At 67.7% G+C, this 18,031-nt stretch carries 21 protein-coding genes; 6 read left to right on the forward strand and 15 right to left on the reverse strand.

The annotated features are described in order from the left end of the window. Positions 1 to 96: 96 nt before the first annotated feature. The 10 genes from ACIOSY_RS06695 to ACIOSY_RS06740 form a co-directional block, all read right to left on the reverse strand. The gene (locus tag ACIOSY_RS06695; protein WP_400850984.1) at positions 97 to 264 is read right to left on the reverse strand and encodes a hypothetical protein; all 168 of its coding nucleotides are present in this window, start codon (positions 262 to 264) and stop codon (positions 97 to 99) included. Beyond that, positions 261 to 827, reverse strand: a complete 567-nt coding sequence (locus ACIOSY_RS06700; protein WP_400850987.1) for a YdeI family protein — start codon at positions 825 to 827, stop codon at positions 261 to 263. The genes ACIOSY_RS06695 and ACIOSY_RS06700 overlap by 4 nt, the downstream gene beginning before the upstream one ends. Position 828: 1 nt before the next feature. Next, positions 829 to 1,638, reverse strand: a complete 810-nt coding sequence (locus tag ACIOSY_RS06705; protein WP_400850990.1) for an HAD-IIA family hydrolase — start codon at positions 1,636 to 1,638, stop codon at positions 829 to 831. 9 nt (positions 1,639 to 1,647) lie between these two features. After that, positions 1,648 to 1,920: a hypothetical protein gene (locus ACIOSY_RS06710; protein WP_400850993.1), complete on the reverse strand. Its 273-nt coding sequence runs from the start codon at positions 1,918 to 1,920 to the stop codon at positions 1,648 to 1,650. A 16-nt stretch (positions 1,921 to 1,936) separates the two neighbouring features. Beyond that, the gene (locus ACIOSY_RS06715; RefSeq protein ID WP_400850996.1) at positions 1,937 to 2,611 is read right to left on the reverse strand and encodes a hypothetical protein; all 675 of its coding nucleotides are present in this window, start codon (positions 2,609 to 2,611) and stop codon (positions 1,937 to 1,939) included. Positions 2,612 to 2,627: 16 nt separating this feature from the next. Continuing rightward, positions 2,628 to 3,299, reverse strand: coding sequence for a hypothetical protein (locus tag ACIOSY_RS06720; protein ID WP_400850999.1), 672 nt, complete (start codon positions 3,297 to 3,299; stop codon positions 2,628 to 2,630). Further along, positions 3,296 to 4,900: an alpha/beta hydrolase gene (locus ACIOSY_RS06725; protein ID WP_400851002.1), complete on the reverse strand. Its 1,605-nt coding sequence runs from the start codon at positions 4,898 to 4,900 to the stop codon at positions 3,296 to 3,298. The genes ACIOSY_RS06720 and ACIOSY_RS06725 overlap by 4 nt, the downstream gene beginning before the upstream one ends. A gap of 569 nt (positions 4,901 to 5,469) precedes the next feature. Further along, entirely contained in the window at positions 5,470 to 6,102 is a 633-nt protein-coding gene (locus ACIOSY_RS06730; RefSeq protein ID WP_400851005.1) for a metal-dependent transcriptional regulator, read from the reverse strand. Positions 6,103 to 6,128: 26 nt separating this feature from the next. Continuing rightward, on the reverse strand, positions 6,129 to 6,428 hold the full coding sequence (locus ACIOSY_RS06735; RefSeq protein WP_400851008.1) for a hypothetical protein: 300 nt from the start codon (positions 6,426 to 6,428) through the stop codon (positions 6,129 to 6,131). 36 nt (positions 6,429 to 6,464) lie between these two features. After that, the gene (locus tag ACIOSY_RS06740) at positions 6,465 to 7,745 is read right to left on the reverse strand and encodes an Nramp family divalent metal transporter (RefSeq protein ID WP_400851011.1); all 1,281 of its coding nucleotides are present in this window, start codon (positions 7,743 to 7,745) and stop codon (positions 6,465 to 6,467) included. 103 nt (positions 7,746 to 7,848) lie between these two features. Between ACIOSY_RS06740 and ACIOSY_RS06745 the strand changes: the two genes are divergently transcribed. Further along, positions 7,849 to 8,478, forward strand: coding sequence for a TrmH family RNA methyltransferase (locus tag ACIOSY_RS06745; RefSeq protein ID WP_400851014.1), 630 nt, complete (start codon positions 7,849 to 7,851; stop codon positions 8,476 to 8,478). Positions 8,479 to 8,499: 21 nt separating this feature from the next. Here ACIOSY_RS06745 and ACIOSY_RS06750 read toward each other — a convergent pair whose 3' ends face one another. After that, on the reverse strand, positions 8,500 to 8,691 hold the full coding sequence (locus ACIOSY_RS06750; RefSeq protein ID WP_400851017.1) for a hypothetical protein: 192 nt from the start codon (positions 8,689 to 8,691) through the stop codon (positions 8,500 to 8,502). Between the two features lie 132 nt (positions 8,692 to 8,823). Next, on the reverse strand, positions 8,824 to 10,146 hold the full coding sequence (locus ACIOSY_RS06755; protein WP_400851020.1) for an MATE family efflux transporter: 1,323 nt from the start codon (positions 10,144 to 10,146) through the stop codon (positions 8,824 to 8,826). A gap of 229 nt (positions 10,147 to 10,375) precedes the next feature. Here ACIOSY_RS06755 and ACIOSY_RS06760 point away from each other — a divergent pair, with 229 nt between their 5' ends. The 3 genes from ACIOSY_RS06760 to ACIOSY_RS06770 all read left to right on the forward strand — a co-directional run bounded on the left by ACIOSY_RS06760 (position 10,376) and on the right by ACIOSY_RS06770 (position 14,064). Next, complete coding sequence (locus ACIOSY_RS06760; RefSeq protein ID WP_400851023.1) at positions 10,376 to 10,948, forward strand: DUF1992 domain-containing protein; 573 nt, start codon at positions 10,376 to 10,378, stop codon at positions 10,946 to 10,948. 105 nt (positions 10,949 to 11,053) lie between these two features. Further along, positions 11,054 to 13,018: a M13 family metallopeptidase gene (locus tag ACIOSY_RS06765; protein ID WP_400851026.1), complete on the forward strand. Its 1,965-nt coding sequence runs from the start codon at positions 11,054 to 11,056 to the stop codon at positions 13,016 to 13,018. Between the two features lie 110 nt (positions 13,019 to 13,128). Beyond that, on the forward strand, positions 13,129 to 14,064 hold the full coding sequence (locus ACIOSY_RS06770; protein WP_400851029.1) for a serine hydrolase: 936 nt from the start codon (positions 13,129 to 13,131) through the stop codon (positions 14,062 to 14,064). Between the two features lie 49 nt (positions 14,065 to 14,113). Here the strand turns inward: ACIOSY_RS06770 and ACIOSY_RS06775 are convergent, their stop codons facing one another. Further along, the gene (locus tag ACIOSY_RS06775; RefSeq protein WP_400851032.1) at positions 14,114 to 14,530 is read right to left on the reverse strand and encodes a MarR family winged helix-turn-helix transcriptional regulator; all 417 of its coding nucleotides are present in this window, start codon (positions 14,528 to 14,530) and stop codon (positions 14,114 to 14,116) included. Positions 14,531 to 14,606: 76 nt separating this feature from the next. On the opposite strand from ACIOSY_RS06775, the gene ACIOSY_RS06780 reads away from it, so the two are divergent. Then, a complete protein-coding gene (locus ACIOSY_RS06780) occupies positions 14,607 to 15,551 on the forward strand; it encodes a zinc-binding dehydrogenase (protein ID WP_400851035.1) in 945 nt (314 codons plus the stop codon). 29 nt (positions 15,552 to 15,580) lie between these two features. Continuing rightward, entirely contained in the window at positions 15,581 to 15,982 is a 402-nt protein-coding gene (locus ACIOSY_RS06785) for a hypothetical protein (protein ID WP_400851038.1), read from the forward strand. A gap of 93 nt (positions 15,983 to 16,075) precedes the next feature. Here the strand turns inward: ACIOSY_RS06785 and ACIOSY_RS06790 are convergent, their stop codons facing one another. Beyond that, positions 16,076 to 17,518, reverse strand: a complete 1,443-nt coding sequence (locus ACIOSY_RS06790; protein ID WP_400851041.1) for an MFS transporter — start codon at positions 17,516 to 17,518, stop codon at positions 16,076 to 16,078. Positions 17,519 to 17,567: 49 nt separating this feature from the next. Continuing rightward, positions 17,568 to 17,981 carry a VOC family protein gene (locus tag ACIOSY_RS06795; RefSeq protein ID WP_400851043.1) on the reverse strand — a complete coding sequence of 138 codons (414 nt, stop codon included), beginning with the start codon at positions 17,979 to 17,981 and terminating at the stop codon, positions 17,568 to 17,570. Positions 17,982 to 18,031: the final 50 nt, after the last annotated feature.

Raw genomic sequence — 18,031 nt, forward strand, 5'->3', positions numbered from 1 at the left:
CACCTGGCTCGACTACTACAACCTAGAACGAGCCCACCTCGGCATCAGAGGCAAGACCCCCATCGACCGAATCAACAACGGTCGAGGTCAGTACACCTAGCGCCGGTCGTCGTCGTCCCAGGGACCTTCCCACCAGCCCGCGCGTCCGTCGCCCTCGGAGCCCGGGCCCCGGCGACGCGAGCGCACGAACTGCACGATGATGACGGTCAGCGAGCTCAGACCGATCAGGATGAGCACGAGGAACAGCAGGTCGCTCTGGTTCATGGTCGCTTTCCTTCCGCGGCATCCGCCACGATCTTCGCGATGCGGGCATCGCGGGTCTCGGTGCGCTTCGCCATCGCGATGTGCGTGAGTCCGAACTTCTTCACCGATTTCGGGAACGCATCCCAGTGCTCGCGCGCCGCCGGAACGGCATCGAGGGCGGCGGTCAGTGCGGGCGGCTCGATTCCGGCCTCCGGACCGTCGAGTAGGGTCCACGAACCGTCGGCCTTGGCGGCGTCGAGCACGCGGATGCCGGCCGGTGCGAGCAGCCCGGCTGCCTCGAGTTCGATGAGGCGGGCCTTGTTCGTCGCCGCCCAGCCGCTGCCGCGGCGCCGTGGTGAGAACCACTGCGCGTTGACCCCGTCGAAGACGCGCACCGGGCCGTCGATCCAGCCGAAGCAGAGGGCGTGCCGCACGGCGTCGTCGTAGCCGAGGCCGTCGGCGGTGGTTCCGCGCACGCTCAACAGCCACACGCCGGGGGTGTGCTCGTGGTTCTCTTCGAGCCAGGAACGCCAGGCTGCAGCATCCGCCGCCGTCAGTCGTTCGCCCTCGTCGAGCACTCCCATGTCAGTCCTCGTCGAGCGTCGGGATCGATTCGGTGACGGTGGGCAGCAGGTCGGCGACGGAGTCGACGATCTCGTCGGGACGGAACGGGTACTTCTCGATCTCGGCCTGGTCGCTGATGCCGGTGAGAACGAGCACGGTGTGCAGGCCCGCTTCGATGCCGGCGACGATGTCGGTGTCCATTCGGTCACCGATCATGCCGGTCTTCTTCGAGTGCGCGCCGATCTTGTTGAGAGCCGAGCGGAACATCATCGGGTTCGGCTTGCCGACGACGTAGGGCTCTTTGCCGGTGGCCTTCGTGATGAGGGCGGCGATCGCGCCGGTCGCGGGCATCGGGCCCTCGGCGCTCGGGCCGGTGGCGTCGGGGTTGGTGACGATGAAGCGCGAGCCCTTGTTGATGTGGCGGATCGCCTTGGTGATCGCCTCGAACGAGTAGTTGCGCGTCTCGCCGACGACCACGAAGTCGGGGTCGGTCTCGGTCATGATGAACCCGGCTTCGTGCAGCGCGGTGAGGATGCCGGCTTCGCCGATCACGAACGCCGAACCGCCGGGCAGCTGCTGCGCGAGGAAGTCGGCGGTGGCGAGAGCCGAGGTCCAGATGCGCTCCTCGGGAACGACCAGCCCGCTCTGGCGCAGACGCGCCGAGAGGTCGCGCGCCGTGAAGATGGAGTTGTTGGTGAGCACGAGGTACGGGATCTCGTTCTGCTCCCACCCGGCGAGCATCTCGGATGCTCCGGGAATAGCGGTGTTCTCATGCACGAGAACGCCGTCCATGTCGGTCAGCCAGCACTCGATGTCATCGCGATGTCCCATGACCACAGCCTAGAGGGAGCATGTGACAGTCGCCTGGGGTGTTTCGTCGGGGCTGGGCTGCATGCCGTAGGAACCCAGCGATCCCACCTCCCAGGGGCCGTCGTGGTACTCGAGTTGAAGCTCGTTCACGAGTTCTCGGTAGGAGAAGTAGGTCTGTTCCGCGTCGGCGTAGAGCGCGTCGCCGGTGGGGGCGGGGGTGCATCCGGTCATGAGGAGGGCTCCTGTCAGCGCCAGCACGATGCCCGGGCTGAACCGCTGTGTGGTCGGACGCTTGCGTATCACCGCTGCCGTCTGTCCATCAAGGGATTGGTGTCGGCGTGGGGGTGGGATCCTCGCGAACGAACTGTGGGTCACCGGGCGTGATGCCGAAGAACAGAGGATCCGTCGGAGCCTCAACATCGGAAGGGAGGTAGCCGCCGAGGAAGTTGACATCTCCGAAGAGCATGTCGGAGAGCTCGAAGGCATCTCCGGGACGGCAGGCGGTGTCAACGCTGATTCCGATGCTGCCGTTCTTGAGGAACCGGACCAGGAACAGCTCGTAGTCGGCTTGGTTGCGGACGATGACCTGGAGCACTTGACCATCGTTGTCGTCGGCACCGATGACTTGACGTGACGGAGAGAGACCCTTGTCTTTCAAGAAGCGCTCGGCGATGTCCGCGTACTCCTCGCGTTGGGACCCGTCCAGTCGGATGCTGCGGTGCAGAGAGAAGTTATAGCCCTTGTCGTTGTCGCACTGGTTTGGCTGCATGCCGTAGGAGCCCATCGATCCAACCTTCCAGGGGCCGTCGTGGTACTCGAGCTGAAGCTCGCTCACGACTTCCCTGTACTCGAGGTATGTCTGTTCCGCGTCGGCGTAGAGCGCGTCGCCGGTGGGCGCGGGGCTGAGGTCGCATCCGGTCATGAGAAGGGCTCCTGTCAGCGCCAGCACGATGCAGGTGCTGAACCGTTGCGCGGTCGGGCGCTTGCGTGTCACCGCTGCCGTCTGTCCATCAGGGGGTCGGTGTCGGCGTGGGGGTGGGATCGTCGCGCACGAACTGCGGGTCGCCGGGGGTGATGCCGAAGAACAGCGGATCGGTGGGCGCCTCAACATCGATAGGAAGATACCCCAGGCCAAGATTCGTATCCCCGAAGAGCTGGTCTCCGAGTTCGAAGGCGTCACCGGGACGGCAGGCAGTGTCAACGCTGATACCGACGCTACCGTTCTTGAGGAACCGAACCAGGAACAGTTCGTAGTCGCCTTGGTCGCGAACGATGACCTGGAGCACTTGACCATCGTTGTCGTCGGCACCGATGACTTGTCGTGACGGCGAGAGCCCCTCGTCTTTCAGGAAGCGTTCGGCGATGTCTGCGTACTCCTCACGCTGGGAGGCGTCCAGTCGAATGCTGCGGTGCAGAGTGAAGTTGTAGCCCGCGTCGTTGTCGCACTGATTGGGCTGCATGCCGTAGGAACCCAGCGAGCCAATCTCCCACGGGCCGTCGTGGTACTCAAGTTGAAGCTCGTTGACGACTTCCCGATAGGAGAAGTAGGTCTGTTCCGCGTCAGCGTAGAGCGCGTCGCCGGTGGGGGCGGGGGTGCATCCGGTCATGAGAAGAGCTCCTGTCAGCGCCAGCACGATGCCGGCGACGTGTCGTCGCTGTCGGTCTTTCGGGGTCGAAGTCATCCTTGCAACGCATTCTGGCTGCCAAAGCCGCCTGGGGTTGTGACCGGTTCGCCGTCGGTGATGACTCCGATGATGTTCGCGAACGATTCCGAACCGTCTTGGAGGTACCCGCCGGGCTGATCCCATGGGAGGGGGATGGTGCCTTCGCTGTGGGTGCCGTGACCGGGGGTGTTGAGAAGGGGCGTACCGTCGTGCTGCTCCCAGGTAGGTTCGGACCCGTCAAGGTTGGGCGTGTAGCCGCCGTCGGAGTCGAAGGACACTGCCCCGTCGATGCTGCCGGGATCGATGGGGTGAGGGCTCAGCCGGCCTATCCGAGCCAGGGCGTCGTCGGGGGAGGTGGTGGCGAAGACGTTCGTGCCTGAGTAGTCGACCCGGGCATCGGGGTCGGTGCCGAGCGCGTGATCGGTGAGGCCTGCGGACCCGACCGCTATCAGGTTGTCCACCCCCAGATTGTCTGCGGCGCTGCCGACAGCGAGGAACGCGGTCGTACTGCCATAGGAATGCCCGATCACCGTCGTGACCGCGTTGGGCGGTGCCGCCTGGTCGAGTCCGCGCAGGAAACCGGTCAATGTCTCTGCCCCCACGACCGCCTGCGCGGTTGAGGGCTCCGTGGCGAAATTCGGCGAGTCATACCCGAACCACACGATCGTCGCGCCTGTCCCACCAGCCTCGGCGATGTAGTCGTTCATGTCGGCGGCCGATCCGCCCCAATCCCCGATGCCGTTGAGCTGGGACATCATCCCGGCGACGAGCACGCTCACGTTCGTGACGCCTGCAAGCGGATCGCTGAGTTTGTCCGGGTCAAAAGTGACTCCGTCAACGTAGAGCAATGCTGCAGTGCCCTGGTTCTTGTCGAAGAGGTTGAGGGAGACCGGAAGACCACCCTTCCGGTTCAGTTCGATGAGAAGCTTCTCGATCTCGGTATCTGTCGGGTCTCCCCAACTCGTCTCACTGGCCTCTTCGAGCACGGCGACGTTCGCGGCGATGCGGTACTCATACGGGATGCCTTCGAGGTTGCCGACGAACTCCGGATAGGTCGCCGCGAGGCGTTCGCGCTCGGCGTCGCTCAACGAGTCCCACGCTGCCGCGACCTCCTCCGGGGTATCGGCGTCGGCGAGCCTGGTCAGGTTCGGATCAGCAGGGTTCGACACAGTGCCCGAGTCCGATGATCCGTCGAAACGCGCATCGACCCCGGCGAGCGAGGCGACGGCGCGCGCATACGCGTCGTCCCAAAAGGAGAACTGCGTCTCCCACGCCATCCACGCCTCAGTGAGCGTCTCCTCGGCCTGAGCGAGAGAGTCCTGGGCCGTGGTGGCGGAGTCCCGGTAGCGCTCGTTACGTGCAAGAAGAGTTGCGCTCGTCGCATCGGTGTTTGCCCCGGCGATCCATTGAGAATACTCATCGCTGCGCATCCATGTGCTCAGCTCGGTCTCGGCCATCACCGTTGTGTGATGCGCAGTATCCCGTGCAGTGATCGCTTCGGTCACATCCGCCATGAGCAGATTCGCGCGACCGCCATACGTTTCGACGTCGTTGCCGTACTGTACGACGATGCGCGAGAGCCGCCTGAGCATCTCCACCGGGTGCTCGAGCGAAGACATTCACCTCGCCAGCCGAGCTGCGGGCTTTGTCGAGCGCCTGGCCTGTGCCCTCGAGGTTGTCACTCACGTTGCGCAAGACGGTCTGCATCTGCTTCACGTGGCCCTTGGCGGTGCCGAGCCTGTCGTTCAGCGTGTTGATCTGTCCGACGTCGTAGACGATCGTCTCGAACGGATAGCCCTGTGGTGAGGTGGTCATCGACCCACTTCCTCCCAGCCGGAGCCGAGACTGACGTCGAGATCCTGAACCTGACTCTCGATCGTCTGTAAGCGGGTCGCCACGTTCGTTACGTCGTCTTCGTGGAGCCGGAGCTGGGCTCGTATTGAACCAATCGTTCCCTCGAGCGACTCCCGTAGACCTGTTCGCCCTACCGGTGCCTGCACCCCGGTCTCAGAGCCGTGGGCAGATTCCATCGCGCCTCCAAGGTCGAACGACGCTGCTTCCAAGGCTGTGCGTTGGTTCCATAGCGCCGTATAGACGACGCCAAATTGTTCGGACATAGCTTGGCCCCCCGACCGATGTATCTGCGGCAGATTAGCACGTCCGTACTGTAGGCCGGAGCGCAGCAGGCTTACGCGCTGATCCAGACGACCTCGGCCGCACCGTCCGGCAGCGCGACTTCCGCGCCGTCGAGCTCGACACCGGATGCTGTCACGCGCACCGTCGACGAGACATCGAGGCCGAGCGTTTCGAGGCTGCGCAGCAGCTCGGGGTCGCGGTCGTCGACGCGCAGCACGTGGCCGGTGTGCCCGGCCGGAGCATCCGCCAGCAGCACGAAGGGCTCGCGTTCGATTCGCCCATCGGCATCGGGGATCGCGTCACCGTGCGGGTCGAACCGGGGGCGTCCGAGACGCTCGTCGATGCCCTCGAGCAGGCGGTCGCTGATGGTGTGCTCGAGCACCTCGGCCTCGTCGTGCACCTCGTGCCAGCCGTAGCCGAACTCCTGCACCAGCCACGTCTCGATCAGCCGGTGGCGGCGTACCATGGCGAGCGCGCGCTGGGTTCCGGCATCCGTCAGTCGCACCGCGCCGTACGGCACATGCGAGACGAGACCGGCAGCCGCGAGCTTCTTGACCATCTCGGTCACCGACGACGGCGCGATGCCGAGCTTCGCCGCGAGCACGGACGGGGTGATCGGCGCATCCTGCCATTCGGTATGCGCGTACACCGTCTTCAGGTAGTCGTCTGCTGCCGGGGATGCCACCGCACCATCTTAGGCGGCGGTGGCGATCAGTTCGCGACCGCGACCAGCACGCCCCAGGCCGCCTGGCCCGCGAAGAAGACGACGAGGAAGCCGAGGATCGCGGCGGCCAGCGACAACCGGCCGTCGTAGTCGGGCAGGTCGGCGATGCCGATCCGGCGGGCGCGGAACGTCAGAACGAGCGTCACGATGCCGAGCGCCAGCTGCACCCACGGACCACCGAACGGCAGTACCTGGGGGAACGCCACGAGCAGACCGCCGAGCAGCCCGGTCGCGAGTCCGATCCAGCTGAGGAGACGGACGTTGCGGCGGGCGGTGTCGGAAGACATGACATCGAGCCTATCCGCGCCTCGGAATGCTCGGGTTCAGGCCCCCGTGAGCACCAGCCAGAGCAGTGCGCCGTTCAGTGCGATCAGCAGTACCGAGGCGATGACACCGGCGGCCGTCGTCCAGACGCGGTTGGTCCATGCGCCGAGGGTGCGGCGCTGCGCGGTGAGCACCACCAGAGGGATCAGCGCGAACGGGATGCCGAACGACAAGACGACCTGGCTGAGCACCAGCGCGAGCGTCGGATCGATGTTGAGCCCCAGGATCACGAGCGCCGGGATGAGCGTCACCAGGCGACGAGCGAGCAGGGGGATGCGCACGTGCAGCAGGCCGTGCATGATCTCGGCGCCGGCGTACGCGCCCACCGATGTCGACGCGAGGCCCGAGGCGAGCAGTCCGACCGCGAAGAACGTCGCCACAACCGGGCCGAGCCCTGCGGCCAGCGCGGCGTGCGCGCCCTCGAGCGAGTCGGTGCCCTCGACGCCGGCGAGGTTCGCGGCGGCCAGCAGCAGGATGCCGAGGTTGACCGAGCCCGCGATGATCATCGCGATCGTGACATCCCAGCGGGTGGCGGTGAGGATGCGGCGGATGCGCGAGGTCTCGGTGCGGGCGGCCTCGGCCACGGCATCCGTCTTCTGGTGGCGAGGGTTCGCGCCGAACCGATCGCGGCTGAGCGCGGAGTGCGCGTAGATGGCGTGCGGCATGATCGTGGCGCCGAGGATGGATGCCGCGAGCAGCACCGACCCGGTTCCCTCGAAGCGAGGCACCAGGCCACCGACGACACCGGCCGGGTCGGGCGGTGCGATGAAGACGCCCGCCACGAACCCCACGGTGATGATCACCATGAGTCCGATGATCACGAACTCGAACGGGCGTGCGCCGCGTCGCGATTGCACGGCGAGCAGCACCATCGAGACGGCGCCGGTGATGAGGCCGCCCAGCAGCAGCGGCACATTGAAGAGCAGATTGAGGGCGACGGCCCCACCGATGACCTCGGCGAGATCGGTGGCCATGGCGACCAGCTCGGCCTGGAGCCAGTACGAACGGCGCGCCCACTTGTTGCGGATGCGCGAGCCGAGCACCTCGGGAAGGCTCTGCCCCGTGACCACACCGAGCTTGGCCGAGAGGTATTGGATGAGCCATGCCATCACGTTGCCCGCGAGCACGACCCAGACGAGCAGGTAGCCGTACTGGGCGCCCGCGGTCATGTTGCTGGCGACGTTGCCCGGATCGAGGTAGGCGACACCCGCGACGAGGGCGGGGCCGAGCAGCCACATGCTGCGCGGCGGCCCGGTGCGGGTCGTCGGGGCATCGATCATCGAGGAATTTTTAGGCACACCGAAACCGTAGCGTATTTTTAGGCACACCGAAATATCAGGATGGGCGGCGGGCGACGGATGCTGCGCCGGATAGCCTGGCGGGATGGATGAGCAGACGCCCGAACGCACCACCCACGGCGTCGGCCCCTGGCCCGGAGGGCCCACCGAGTGGCCCGACGGCGAGCAGTACGACCCCGAGCTGCTCGAGAACGGCGACACCCGCAACGTCATCGACCGCTACCGGTACTGGCGCATGGAGGCGATCGTCGCGGAACTCGACACGCACCGGCATCCGTTCCATGTCGCGATCGAGAACTGGCAGCACGACATGAACATCGGCTCGATCGTGCGCAGCGCCAACGCGTTCCTCGCCGACACCGTGCACATCATCGGTCGCCGCCGCTGGAACAAGCGCGGCGCCATGGTCACCGACCGCTACCAGCACGTCGTGCACCACGAAGACATCGAGACGTTCGCGGCCTGGGCCGCCGAGCAGGGTATGCCGATCATCGCGGTCGACAACGTCGCAGGATCCGTCCCCGTCGACAAGGCCGACCTGCCGCAGCGCTGCGTGCTGCTGTTCGGTCAGGAAGGCCCCGGCCTCTCGCCCGAAGCGCTCGCCGCGGCATCCGGACACATCGAGATCACCCAGTACGGGTCGACCCGATCGATCAACGCCAGCGCCGCCGCCGCCGTGATCATGTACGAATGGTGCCGCCGCTACGCGGACTGAGGGTCGGATTCGGGCCGGGCCTCACTCACGGTCGATGCCGAGTACATGCCGATACAGCGCGCTGACATCGCGGTCGAGTGTGTCGATGCGAGTGTGGACGCTTCGGATCTCGGCCTTGATGACCTGCACGAAGAGCGTCGACACGATCGTGATCATGCCGAAGATGGCTGCGGCGAAAACACCGATCAACACCCAGATCTGCGGTTCGTTCATGCTCAGCATCCCCCCATTGTCGTTCGCCGGAGTTCAGGATGCCAGGGGGGAGAGGGTGAGATTTTCGCCTCTCGCGGGGAGTGTGGATAACTCGGCATCCGCCTCTGTTGTGCAGTCTTCGTCCGCGCAGCCCTAGGCCGTGGCGTTCAGCCAGCGCCCGGAGCGCACCCGCCAGCCGAGCGTGGCGAGGCGCGCGAGCAGATACACACCGAAGAAGGCGACGGCGAGCCAGATGAGTCCGGCGCTGCCCGTGAGTCCGAGAGCGGCGATGATCCACAGCGCGGGAAGGAACGGCACGAGGTTGAGCCCGCCCGCGATGGCGAGGTAGCGCGCATCGTTGGCGCCCATCAGCACGCCGTCGAGCACGAACACCACGCCGGCGATCGGCTGCGCGACGGCCAGGATGATGAGGGCGGGCTGCACGAGGGCTGCGATCTCGGGGTCGCCGGTGAAGACGATGCCGAGCACGCCCGAGAGGGCGCCGATCACCACGCCCACGATCACGCCGAACCACGCACCCCACGCGACCGTGCGCCCGAGCACGCGGTGCACCTGCCTCTTATCTCCGGCGCCGAGCTCTTTGCCGATCAGAGCCTGTGCGGCGATCGCGAGCGCATCGAGGGCGAAGGCTGCAGCCGAGAAGATCGTGAAGACGATCTGCCACCCGGCGAGCTCGTCGGTGCCGACCGCCGTCGCGACGGCGACCGTCGCGAGAAGGGCGGCGCGCAGACTCACGGTACGCAGGAACAGCCAGCCGCTCGATCGCGCGGTGCTGCCCATGCCGTCGCGTTGCACCCGCAGAGACGCGCTGTGGGTGGTGGCGAGTCGACGAACGACCAACGCGTAGGCGGCGACCATGCCCCACTGCGCCGCGACCGTTCCCGCCGCGGATCCGGCGATGCCCCAGCCGAGGCCGTAGATGAAGAGCACGTTGAGCAGCGCGTTCGCGCCGAATCCGAGCCCGGCGATCCACAGCGGTGTCATCGTGTTCTGCAGACCGCGCAGCAGCCCGGTCGCGGCGAACACGATGAGCATGGCCGGAAGCCCCCACATCGAGATCACGAGGTAGTCGTTGGCCTGGGCGGAGACCGCCTCGCTCGCGCCGAACAGCGACACCAGCCAGGGAGAAGAGACCGCTCCGACGACAGCCAGTACGGCTCCGAGCCCGAGGGCGAGCCACATACCGTTGATGCCCACCGACACCGCTTCGCCCGGGCGACCCGCGCCGAACCGCCGGGCGACGGCCGGGGTCGTCGAGTACGCGAGGAACACCATGAGGCCGACGATGGTCTGCAGCACGGCTCCGGCGATGCCGAGTCCGGCGAGCGGGGTGGTGCCCAGGTGGCCGACGAGCGCGGCGTCGACGATGAGGAACGCCGGCTCGGCGATGAGGGCCCCGAGGGCCGGGAGGGCGAGGCGCAGGATCTCTCGATTGAGGGAGGCGCGCGCGGTCATCCCCTGAGCCTATGGGCTGGGGCCGACACGGGGTCGCGCGGGGGAGGGGCGGGCGCCCCGCGTCATTCGGGAGGAGATCGACGCGGGGGAGGATGCTCGCGCCGAATCCGCCCTCCCGAATGCCGATCTCCTCCCGAATGACAGGACCTGACGGGACGGAACGGCGCGCGCCGGGGCTGCTCGGCCGTCGTAGGCTGGATGCCACTCGGATGCGGCAGAACGGAGCATCATGACGGATCCTCGTGACGCGGCGGCTCAGTACCGCGCGCAGCAGCAGGCACGATCCCGCGGTGAGGGCGACGACGCCCCGGAGGCCGAGGGCTCGCCGCCGGGCATCGCCGCAGCGGTCGATCGCTCGGCCTTCATCGAGTCGGCGATCCAGGTCGCGATCCGCCAGGGCGCGTTCGACGATCTCCCCGGAGCGGGGAAACCGTTGGAGGGTCTGGGCAGCCACCACGATCCGGACTGGTGGATCCGGCGCAAGATCGAGACCGAGAACCTCACCGGTCTCCGGCCGCCCGCCCTTCTCCTGCGCACCGAGGACCGCGGTCTCGACGCCGAACTCGACCTCCTCGGTCGGGAAGCGGATGTGCGCGCAGTGCTGGAAGACTTCAACCGACGCGTGGTCGAAGCGCGCCGTCAACTGCAGGGCGGGCCACCGGTCGTGACCACGCCGCGCGATGTCGAGGCCGAGGTCGCCGCGTGGGAGCGTCGTCGTGCGGAGCGATCGGTCGCCCCCGCGGCGGAATCGGAATCGGAGTCGCGCGTGCGTCGGCCGTTCCGGTTGCGCCGCCGCCGCTGAGGACCGGCCGCTGAGGCCGGGCCGCTGACGTCGGCGCGACGCTGGTCGGGTCATCGTGGGTCGCGTTCTGGCCCGATGTCGGGGGCGCGACATAGGGTGGAACGCATGACTGACGTGCTCCCCGTAGGCCTCGCCCTTGACGAGTTCAGCTCCGACATCCGCCCCCAGGACGACCTGTACCGCCACGTGAATGGCGCGTGGCTCGCGCGCACCGAGATCCCCGCTGACAAGGCTCGCTGGGGGTCGTTCCACCTCCTCGCCGAGCAGGCCGAGGCAGATGTGCGGGCCATCATCGAGGAGTCGCAGGATGCCGAGCCCGGCACTCTCGCGCGCAAGATCGGCGACCTCTTCGCGAGCTTCATGGACACCGAGCGCATCGCCGCAGCGGGCACTGTGCCGCTCGCCGAGACCCTCGCCGAGATCGACGCGATCGACGGCATCCCCGCGTTCCTGCGCACGGTCGGTGCGTACGACCGCGACGGTCGCGCCCACCTGATCGGGTTCTACGTCGACGGCGACCCGGGCGATCCCGAGCGGTACGTGCCGGTGCTCGTGCAGTCCGGCCTGTCGCTCCCCGACGAGAGCTACTTCCGCCTCGACACGTTCGACGAGACCAGGGCCGCCTACCGCGCGCACCTCGAGCGACTGCTCGGTCTCGCCGGCATCGCCGATGCGTCGGTGAACGCCGACCGCGCGATCGCGCTCGAGACCGAACTCGCCGGTCACCACTGGGACAACGTGCGCAGCCGCGATGCGGTGGCGACGTACAACCTGAAGACCTGGGACGAGATCCAGCAGCTCGCCGGTGTCGACCTCGCCCCCTGGCGCGACGCGGTCGCCCCGTCGAACCCGGCGGCCTTCGCCGAGGTCGTCGTCTCGCAGCCCAGCTTCCTCGAGGGCCTCGGCACCCTCCTCACGGCCGAGCGCCTCGACGACTGGAAGGCCTGGCTGCGCGCGCAGATCGTGCACGCCGCAGCTCCCTTCCTCACCGACGACATCGTCCACGAGAATTTCTCGTTCTACGGCACCGAGCTCACCGGCGTCCCGAGCATCCGCGAGCGGTGGAAGCGCGGCGTCTCGGTCACCGAAAGCTCTCTCGGCGAGGCGATCGGCAAGGTCTACGTCGAGCGGCACTACCCGCCGACGGCCAAGGCCGCCATGGACGAGTTGGTCGCGAACCTCATCGAGGCGTACCGCCAGAGCATCACCGACCTCGAGTGGATGACCGCCGAGACGCGCGAGCGCGCCCTCGCGAAGCTCGATTCGTTCACGCCCAAGATCGGGCACCCCGACGTGTGGCGCGACTACTCCAGCCTCGAGATCGATCGCGCCGACCTGTTCGGCAACATCCGTCGCGCGGCGACCTTCGAGCACGACCGGCACGTCGACAAGGTCGGCAAGCCGATCGATCGCGACGAATGGCACATGCCGCCGCAGATGGTCAACGCCTACTACAACCCGTCGATGAACGAGATCGTGTTCCCCGCGGCGATCCTGCAGTACCCATTCTTCGATGCCGCCCGCGACGCGGCCGCGAACTACGGCGGCATCGGCGCGGTGATCGGTCACGAGATCGGCCACGGCTTCGACGACCAGGGCAGCCGGTACGACGGCGACGGCCGACTCGAAGACTGGTGGACCGATGCCGATCGCTCGGCGTTCGAAGAGCGCACCAAGGCTCTGATCGCGCAGTACGACGCGCTGGTTCCCGAGGGTCTCGACGCCGAGCACCACGTCAACGGTGCCCTCACGATCGGCGAGAACATCGGCGACCTCGGCGGGCTGGGCATCGCTCTCAAGGCCTACGAGCTGTCGTTGAACGGCGGGGAAGCACCGGTCATCGACGGGCTCACCGGAGTGCAGCGACTGCTGCTGTCGTGGGCGCAGGTGTGGCAGCAGAAGAGCCGCGATGCCGAGACCCTGCGTCTGCTGACGATCGACCCGCACTCGCCGAACGAGTTCCGCTGCAACCAGATCGTGCGCAACATCGATGCCTTCTACACGGCCTTCGACGTGGGTGCGGATGACGCTCTGTGGCTGCCAGAAGACGAGCGTGTGACGATCTGGTGACCAATCTCCGGAGTCTGTGAGGGTTCCCCACGCGGCGGGGTTACGATAGCCCTGCCGCGGGGGACGAGCCCCACGGCATCCCGCCATCCATCCCCCGGTAAGGATCACGCGTGGGCTCCCCCCAACCCTCGATTCCCGAGCCTTTCGACGGCTCGAACGCCGTGCTGCGACGCTCGCAGCGCCCGAGCCGACGTGCTCCGCGACGTGCCGCGCTCGGCCGCCGTTCGTTTACGGCGACGCTGAGTGCCCTCGAGAATCTCGTGGATTCCGGGGCACAAGTCTCGGTGCACGTCGTCGACCTCGACAGCCACGTGCACGTCCTCGCCGGTGACGATCACGTCACCATGCCGGTCGCGGGGCTCGGGGTCGTTCCGCTCCTTATCGAGGTGGCCGCGGGGTTCGAGAGCGGCGCCCTCGATCCTCTCGAGATCATCGAGCGATCGAGCGTCGACGAGGTGTCGACCTCGGGGCTCTGGCGTCATCTGCACGCGCCCGCCCTGCCGCTCGAAGACCTCGCGGTGCTCGCGGCGACCGCCGGCGACCCGATCGCCGTGAACGCCCTGTTGAAGAAGGTCGGGCACGACAGGGTGCGCGAGCGCATCGACGCGCTCGGCCTGCGGCGCACCGCCCTGCTCGACCGCTTCCGCGACCAGCGCGGGCCCGATGACGCACCCCAGGTGGCCGTCGGCTCCGCCCGCGAGCTCGCCGGGCTGTTCTCGGCGCTCGTGAACTCGGCCGTCGTCGATGCCGCCGTCAGCGCCCGGGTATCGGAGTGGCTGAGCCTCAACCAAGATCTCAGCTTGGTCGCGGCATCCACGGGCCTCGATCCCTTCGCCCACGACCATGACGCGCACGGGCTGCTGTTCGTGAACAAGACCGGGCGTGACCGCGGCGTGCGCGCTGAGGCGGGCGTGCTCGCGGGCCCCCGCGCCGGCGTCGCCTACTCGCTCATCGTCTGCTTCGACGACCTCTCGATCACGCACCGCCTGCGCGCACACGACGCGTTCCGCGTGCTCGGCGTCGAACTCATGGAGTACACGCACTGACGCAGGGAGCGCTTCTGCTCGATCGCCGCCGCGGAGTCGACCGGCCGGCTCAGGGCAGCATCCGGCGCAAGAGTGCGCCCAGCGCATCGCGATCCGCGGGCGAGAGCCGCGCGGTGAAGGGCAGCATGGCGTCGCGGATGGCGGCTTCGAGTTCTTCGGCGACCGTGCGTCCTCGGTCGGTGAGAACGACATCGACGGCTCGGGCGTCTTGCGCATTCGGCTCCCGCGCGAGCAGTTCTTTGCGTTCGGCCCGGGCGACCAGACCCGTCATCGTGGATTTCTCGAGACCCAGGTAGTCGGCGAGGTCGCTCATGCGCAGTCGTCGATCCCGCAGGATCGCGAGCACGCGCAGCTGAGTCAACGACAACCCGGCGTCGGCCGCGAGTCCGGTGAGGGCGCCCATCGTCATGAACGCCGTCTGTCCGAGGGCATCGATGAGGCGGGCATCGTCTGTGGCGCGAGTCATGCGTCGAGCATAGTTGACGACATTCGTATTGCGAACTATCTTTATTCGTAATACGAAGTAAAACAAGGAGATCATCATGAACGCAGCCGTCGTCACAGCCTTCGGATCCGCGCCGGTGTGGCAGCCATTTCCCGATCCCGAGCCGAGAGAGGGCGAGGTCGTCGCCGAAATGCTCGCGGCGGGGGTTCACCCGCGCGTGCGTTCTCAGGCCGATGGTTCGCACTACACGAGCGAGGGGTCGCTCCCGCTCGTGCCAGGGGTCGACGGGGTGGGGCGCTTCCCCGACGGAACCGTGCGCTACTTCGCCGTCGCCAGCGACACTCGGGGGACGATGGCCGAGCGCGTCGCGGTCGACCCCCGCGCCAGCGTCGTGCTTCCGGAGGGCGCCGACCCGGTGGTGGTGGCGGCCGCCGTCAATCCCGTGATGTCGTCGTGGGTCGCGCTGCGTCAGCGCATCGACCTGCCTGAGAAGGCCCGCGTTCTCGTTCTCGGTGCCACCGGTGCGTCCGGTGCCGCCGCCGTGCAGGTCGCGAAGCACCTGGGTGCCGCGAGCGTCATCGCGAGTGGGCGCAACGCCGCACGGCTCGCAGAACTCGCCGCCCTCGGAGCAGACGCGACCATTCCCCTGGACGATGTCGATGCTCTCGGTCGCGCAGCGGCAGACGTCGACGTGGTGATCGACTACGTCTGGGGGCAGCCCGCCGCTGAGGTGATGCGTGCGATCGTGACATCGCGCACTGCGCCCGGAGCACGACTCGATTGGATCGCCATCGGATCGACCGCAGGTCAGACCGCCGAGATCCCCTCGGCAGCTCTGCGCTCATCCGGCCTCACGATCGTGGGGAGTGGTCAAGGATCGGTCGATCGCCGAGCGTTCATCGCCGAGCTGCCGAACATCGTCAGAGTGATCGCCGATGGTCGCATCCGCACCACTGCGGTGGCGGTTCCTTCAGCCGAAGTCGAGACGGCTTGGCAGAGTGGCGGGCGATCAGCCGGGGCGCGGGTTGTGCTCACCTTCTGAGTGGGCAGGCAGGTAGGTAGGCTCGTCGGATGCCCCGCACCGACTGGACCCCGCACCGCCGCGACGACGGCGAACTTCTGGGCTGGATCCACCCGGCGGGCGACGACTGGGTCGCCGTCGATGTGCTCGGGCGGCCGGCATCCGCCCCCACCGAATGGCTCGACGCCGAGGCGGCGCTCGAAGCGCACGGCATCGCCTGGCTCGCCGATGCCTGGATGCTCGAGGGGGAGGATGCCCGCACGCTGCGTGTGCGCATCGTCGAAGTCACGCCCGACCGGGAGGGCAGGCCCGGGCGCATCGTGGTGAAGGTCGACGACTTCGGCGATGTCACGCGCCCGCCGACCGCGCAGTTCGTGCTGCCGTGGCCGATCCCCGCGCGGCTGCGTGCGCCGCACGACGGCGACCCCGATCCGCACGTCTTCGGCGGCTGAGGCTCCGACCCACCGCTTGCGGGATCGATATGTCACGCCATTCGGCCTCACACCGTGACATATCGATCCCGCAGCGAGAATCGCGCTTCCGGGTCAGGCGGGCAGCGACGGATGCTGTTCGGCCGCGCGCTGCTTCGGGATGAAGAGCGAGAGCACGAGCGCGATGATGCCGGCGGCGATCGCCAGCCAGAAGCAGACCTGGAAGGCATCGTGCGTGGGCACCGAGACCCCGTCGACCTGGATGCTCATCGCCGCGAGCACGCCGCCCATCACCGCGGAGGCGCTCGACGTGCCGACCGAGCGGAACAGCGCGTTCAATCCGTTCGACGCCCCCGTCTCGTTCGCCGGGACGGAGCGCATGATGATCATCGGCATGGCGGCGAACGTGAACCCGATGCCGACGCCGATGAGGATGTTCGCGACGAGGATGTGCCACACCTCGCTCGACAGGAGCAGCACGAACACGTAAGCGAGAACGATCGCGGCCGCGCCTACCGTGAACAGCGGACGCGGGCCGACGGTGCGCTCGAGCCATCCGGAAAGGGGCGAGATCACCATCATCACGAGGCCCGCGGGCATGATGACGAAGGCCGCCGAGACCATGTCGAGTCCGAATCCGGCTCCCGTGCCGGCGGGCATCTCGAGCATCTGCGGGAACGTCACGTTCGACGCGAACAGTGCGAAGCCCATGCCGATCGCCGCGATGTTCGTGAAGAGCACGGCGGGCCGTGCGGCGACCCGCAGGTCGAGCAGCGGGTCGGTCGTGCGCAGCTGGTACCAGCCCCAGATGAGCAGCACGAGCAGGCCGCCGATCACGCAGGTGAGAGTCGGCACCGAGGTCCAGCCCCACTCCGCGCCGCGCGAGACGAAGAGCAGGATGCCGGTGAGGCCGATCGCGAGGCCGATGGCGCCGGGAATGTCGAGGCGTCCGGGGGAGCGCAGCACGTCTTCGGGCACGACGAGGAGGATCAGCACGAGTCCGATCACGCCCAGCCCCGCGGCGAGCCAGAACAGCGCGTGCCAGTCGGCGTTGACCGCGAGGTAGGCGGCGAGCGGCATGCCGATGGCTCCGCCGACTCCCATGGTCGCGCTCATCAGGGCGACGGCCGTGCCGAGGCGCTCGGGTGGCAGCACGTCGCGCATGATGGCGATGCCCAGCGGGACGACGCCGGTTACGGCGCCCTGCAGCCCGCGGCCGATGATGACGCCCACGATCGAGCCCGAGAGTGCGGCGATCAGCGATCCGACGATGAGCAGTGCGAGCAGCACGATGGACACCCGGCGCTTGCCGTACATGTCACCGAGGCGACCCGAGATCGGCGTCGCGACCGCGGCGACCAGCAGCGTGATCGTCACCACCCAGGTGGTGTCTTCGCGCGAGGAGTTCAGCAGTGCGGGAAGCTCGGCCTGCAGCGGCACCACGAGCGTGAACATGAACGACGAGCAGAGCCCGGCGAAGGCGAGGACCGCGACGATCGCCCACCTCGGCGGGGTTCGGGAGAGTCGTTTTCTGGCCTTGTCGTCGTTCACTCCCACCGACTCAGGCTATCGGCGCTGGAGTGGGCGAGGGTCGATGCGGTGAACCTCACCGCGGCGGCAGCACGAAGTCGCCGGTCTCGCCGGGGTTGACGGCGATCTCCCAACGGAAGCCGTCGGGGTCGGCGAAGTACCCCGAGTAACCGCCCCATTCCCGCTGCGTAGCGGGATGCACGGGGGCGCCCAGGTGTGCCGCCTCGGCGAGCACGTCGTCGACCTCGGCGGGTGTGGCGAGGTTGTGCGCGAGGGTGAGGGGCGCGATCCCGGATGCCGGTGCCTCACCGATCTCGGCGGTGAAACCCTCGATCGACCAGAGCGAGAGGATCAGGCGCTCGCCGACCGGCAGCATCAGCACGTCGTCGCCGGCGAAGATCGGTTCCCACCCGAGTCCGTCGACGTAGAAGGCGCGGCTGCGGGCGAGATCGGCCACGGCGAGGGTGATGAAGCTGACGCGTTGTTCCATGCCGCGAGTCTGCCACCGGCATCCGACATCCGGAACCGACCGGTGCGGCG

The sequence above is a fragment of the Microbacterium sp. NPDC087665 genome (genome assembly GCF_044743285.1).
GTDB lineage: Bacteria > Actinomycetota > Actinomycetes > Actinomycetales > Microbacteriaceae > Microbacterium.

Coding starts and splice junctions, on each gene's coding strand:
- ACIOSY_RS06695 (WP_400850984.1), bottom strand. CDS start 264: ATGAACCAGAGCGACCTGCTGTTCCTCGTGCTCATCCTGATCGGTCTG.
- ACIOSY_RS06700 (WP_400850987.1), bottom strand. CDS start 827: ATGGGAGTGCTCGACGAGGGCGAACGACTGACGGCGGCGGATGCTGCA.
- ACIOSY_RS06705 (WP_400850990.1), bottom strand. CDS start 1,638: ATGGGACATCGCGATGACATCGAGTGCTGGCTGACCGACATGGACGGC.
- ACIOSY_RS06720 (WP_400850999.1), bottom strand. CDS start 3,299: ATGACTTCGACCCCGAAAGACCGACAGCGACGACACGTCGCCGGCATC.
- ACIOSY_RS06725 (WP_400851002.1), bottom strand. CDS start 4,900: ATGTCTTCGCTCGAGCACCCGGTGGAGATGCTCAGGCGGCTCTCGCGC.
- ACIOSY_RS06735 (WP_400851008.1), bottom strand. CDS start 6,428: ATGTCTTCCGACACCGCCCGCCGCAACGTCCGTCTCCTCAGCTGGATC.
- ACIOSY_RS06740 (WP_400851011.1), bottom strand. CDS start 7,745: ATGATCGATGCCCCGACGACCCGCACCGGGCCGCCGCGCAGCATGTGG.
- ACIOSY_RS06745 (WP_400851014.1), top strand. CDS start 7,849: ATGGATGAGCAGACGCCCGAACGCACCACCCACGGCGTCGGCCCCTGG.
- ACIOSY_RS06750 (WP_400851017.1), bottom strand. CDS start 8,691: ATGAACGAACCGCAGATCTGGGTGTTGATCGGTGTTTTCGCCGCAGCC.
- ACIOSY_RS06755 (WP_400851020.1), bottom strand. CDS start 10,146: ATGACCGCGCGCGCCTCCCTCAATCGAGAGATCCTGCGCCTCGCCCTC.
- ACIOSY_RS06760 (WP_400851023.1), top strand. CDS start 10,376: ATGACGGATCCTCGTGACGCGGCGGCTCAGTACCGCGCGCAGCAGCAG.
- ACIOSY_RS06765 (WP_400851026.1), top strand. CDS start 11,054: ATGACTGACGTGCTCCCCGTAGGCCTCGCCCTTGACGAGTTCAGCTCC.
- ACIOSY_RS06775 (WP_400851032.1), bottom strand. CDS start 14,530: ATGACTCGCGCCACAGACGATGCCCGCCTCATCGATGCCCTCGGACAG.
- ACIOSY_RS06780 (WP_400851035.1), top strand. CDS start 14,607: ATGAACGCAGCCGTCGTCACAGCCTTCGGATCCGCGCCGGTGTGGCAG.
- ACIOSY_RS06785 (WP_400851038.1), top strand. CDS start 15,581: ATGCCCCGCACCGACTGGACCCCGCACCGCCGCGACGACGGCGAACTT.
- ACIOSY_RS06795 (WP_400851043.1), bottom strand. CDS start 17,981: ATGGAACAACGCGTCAGCTTCATCACCCTCGCCGTGGCCGATCTCGCC.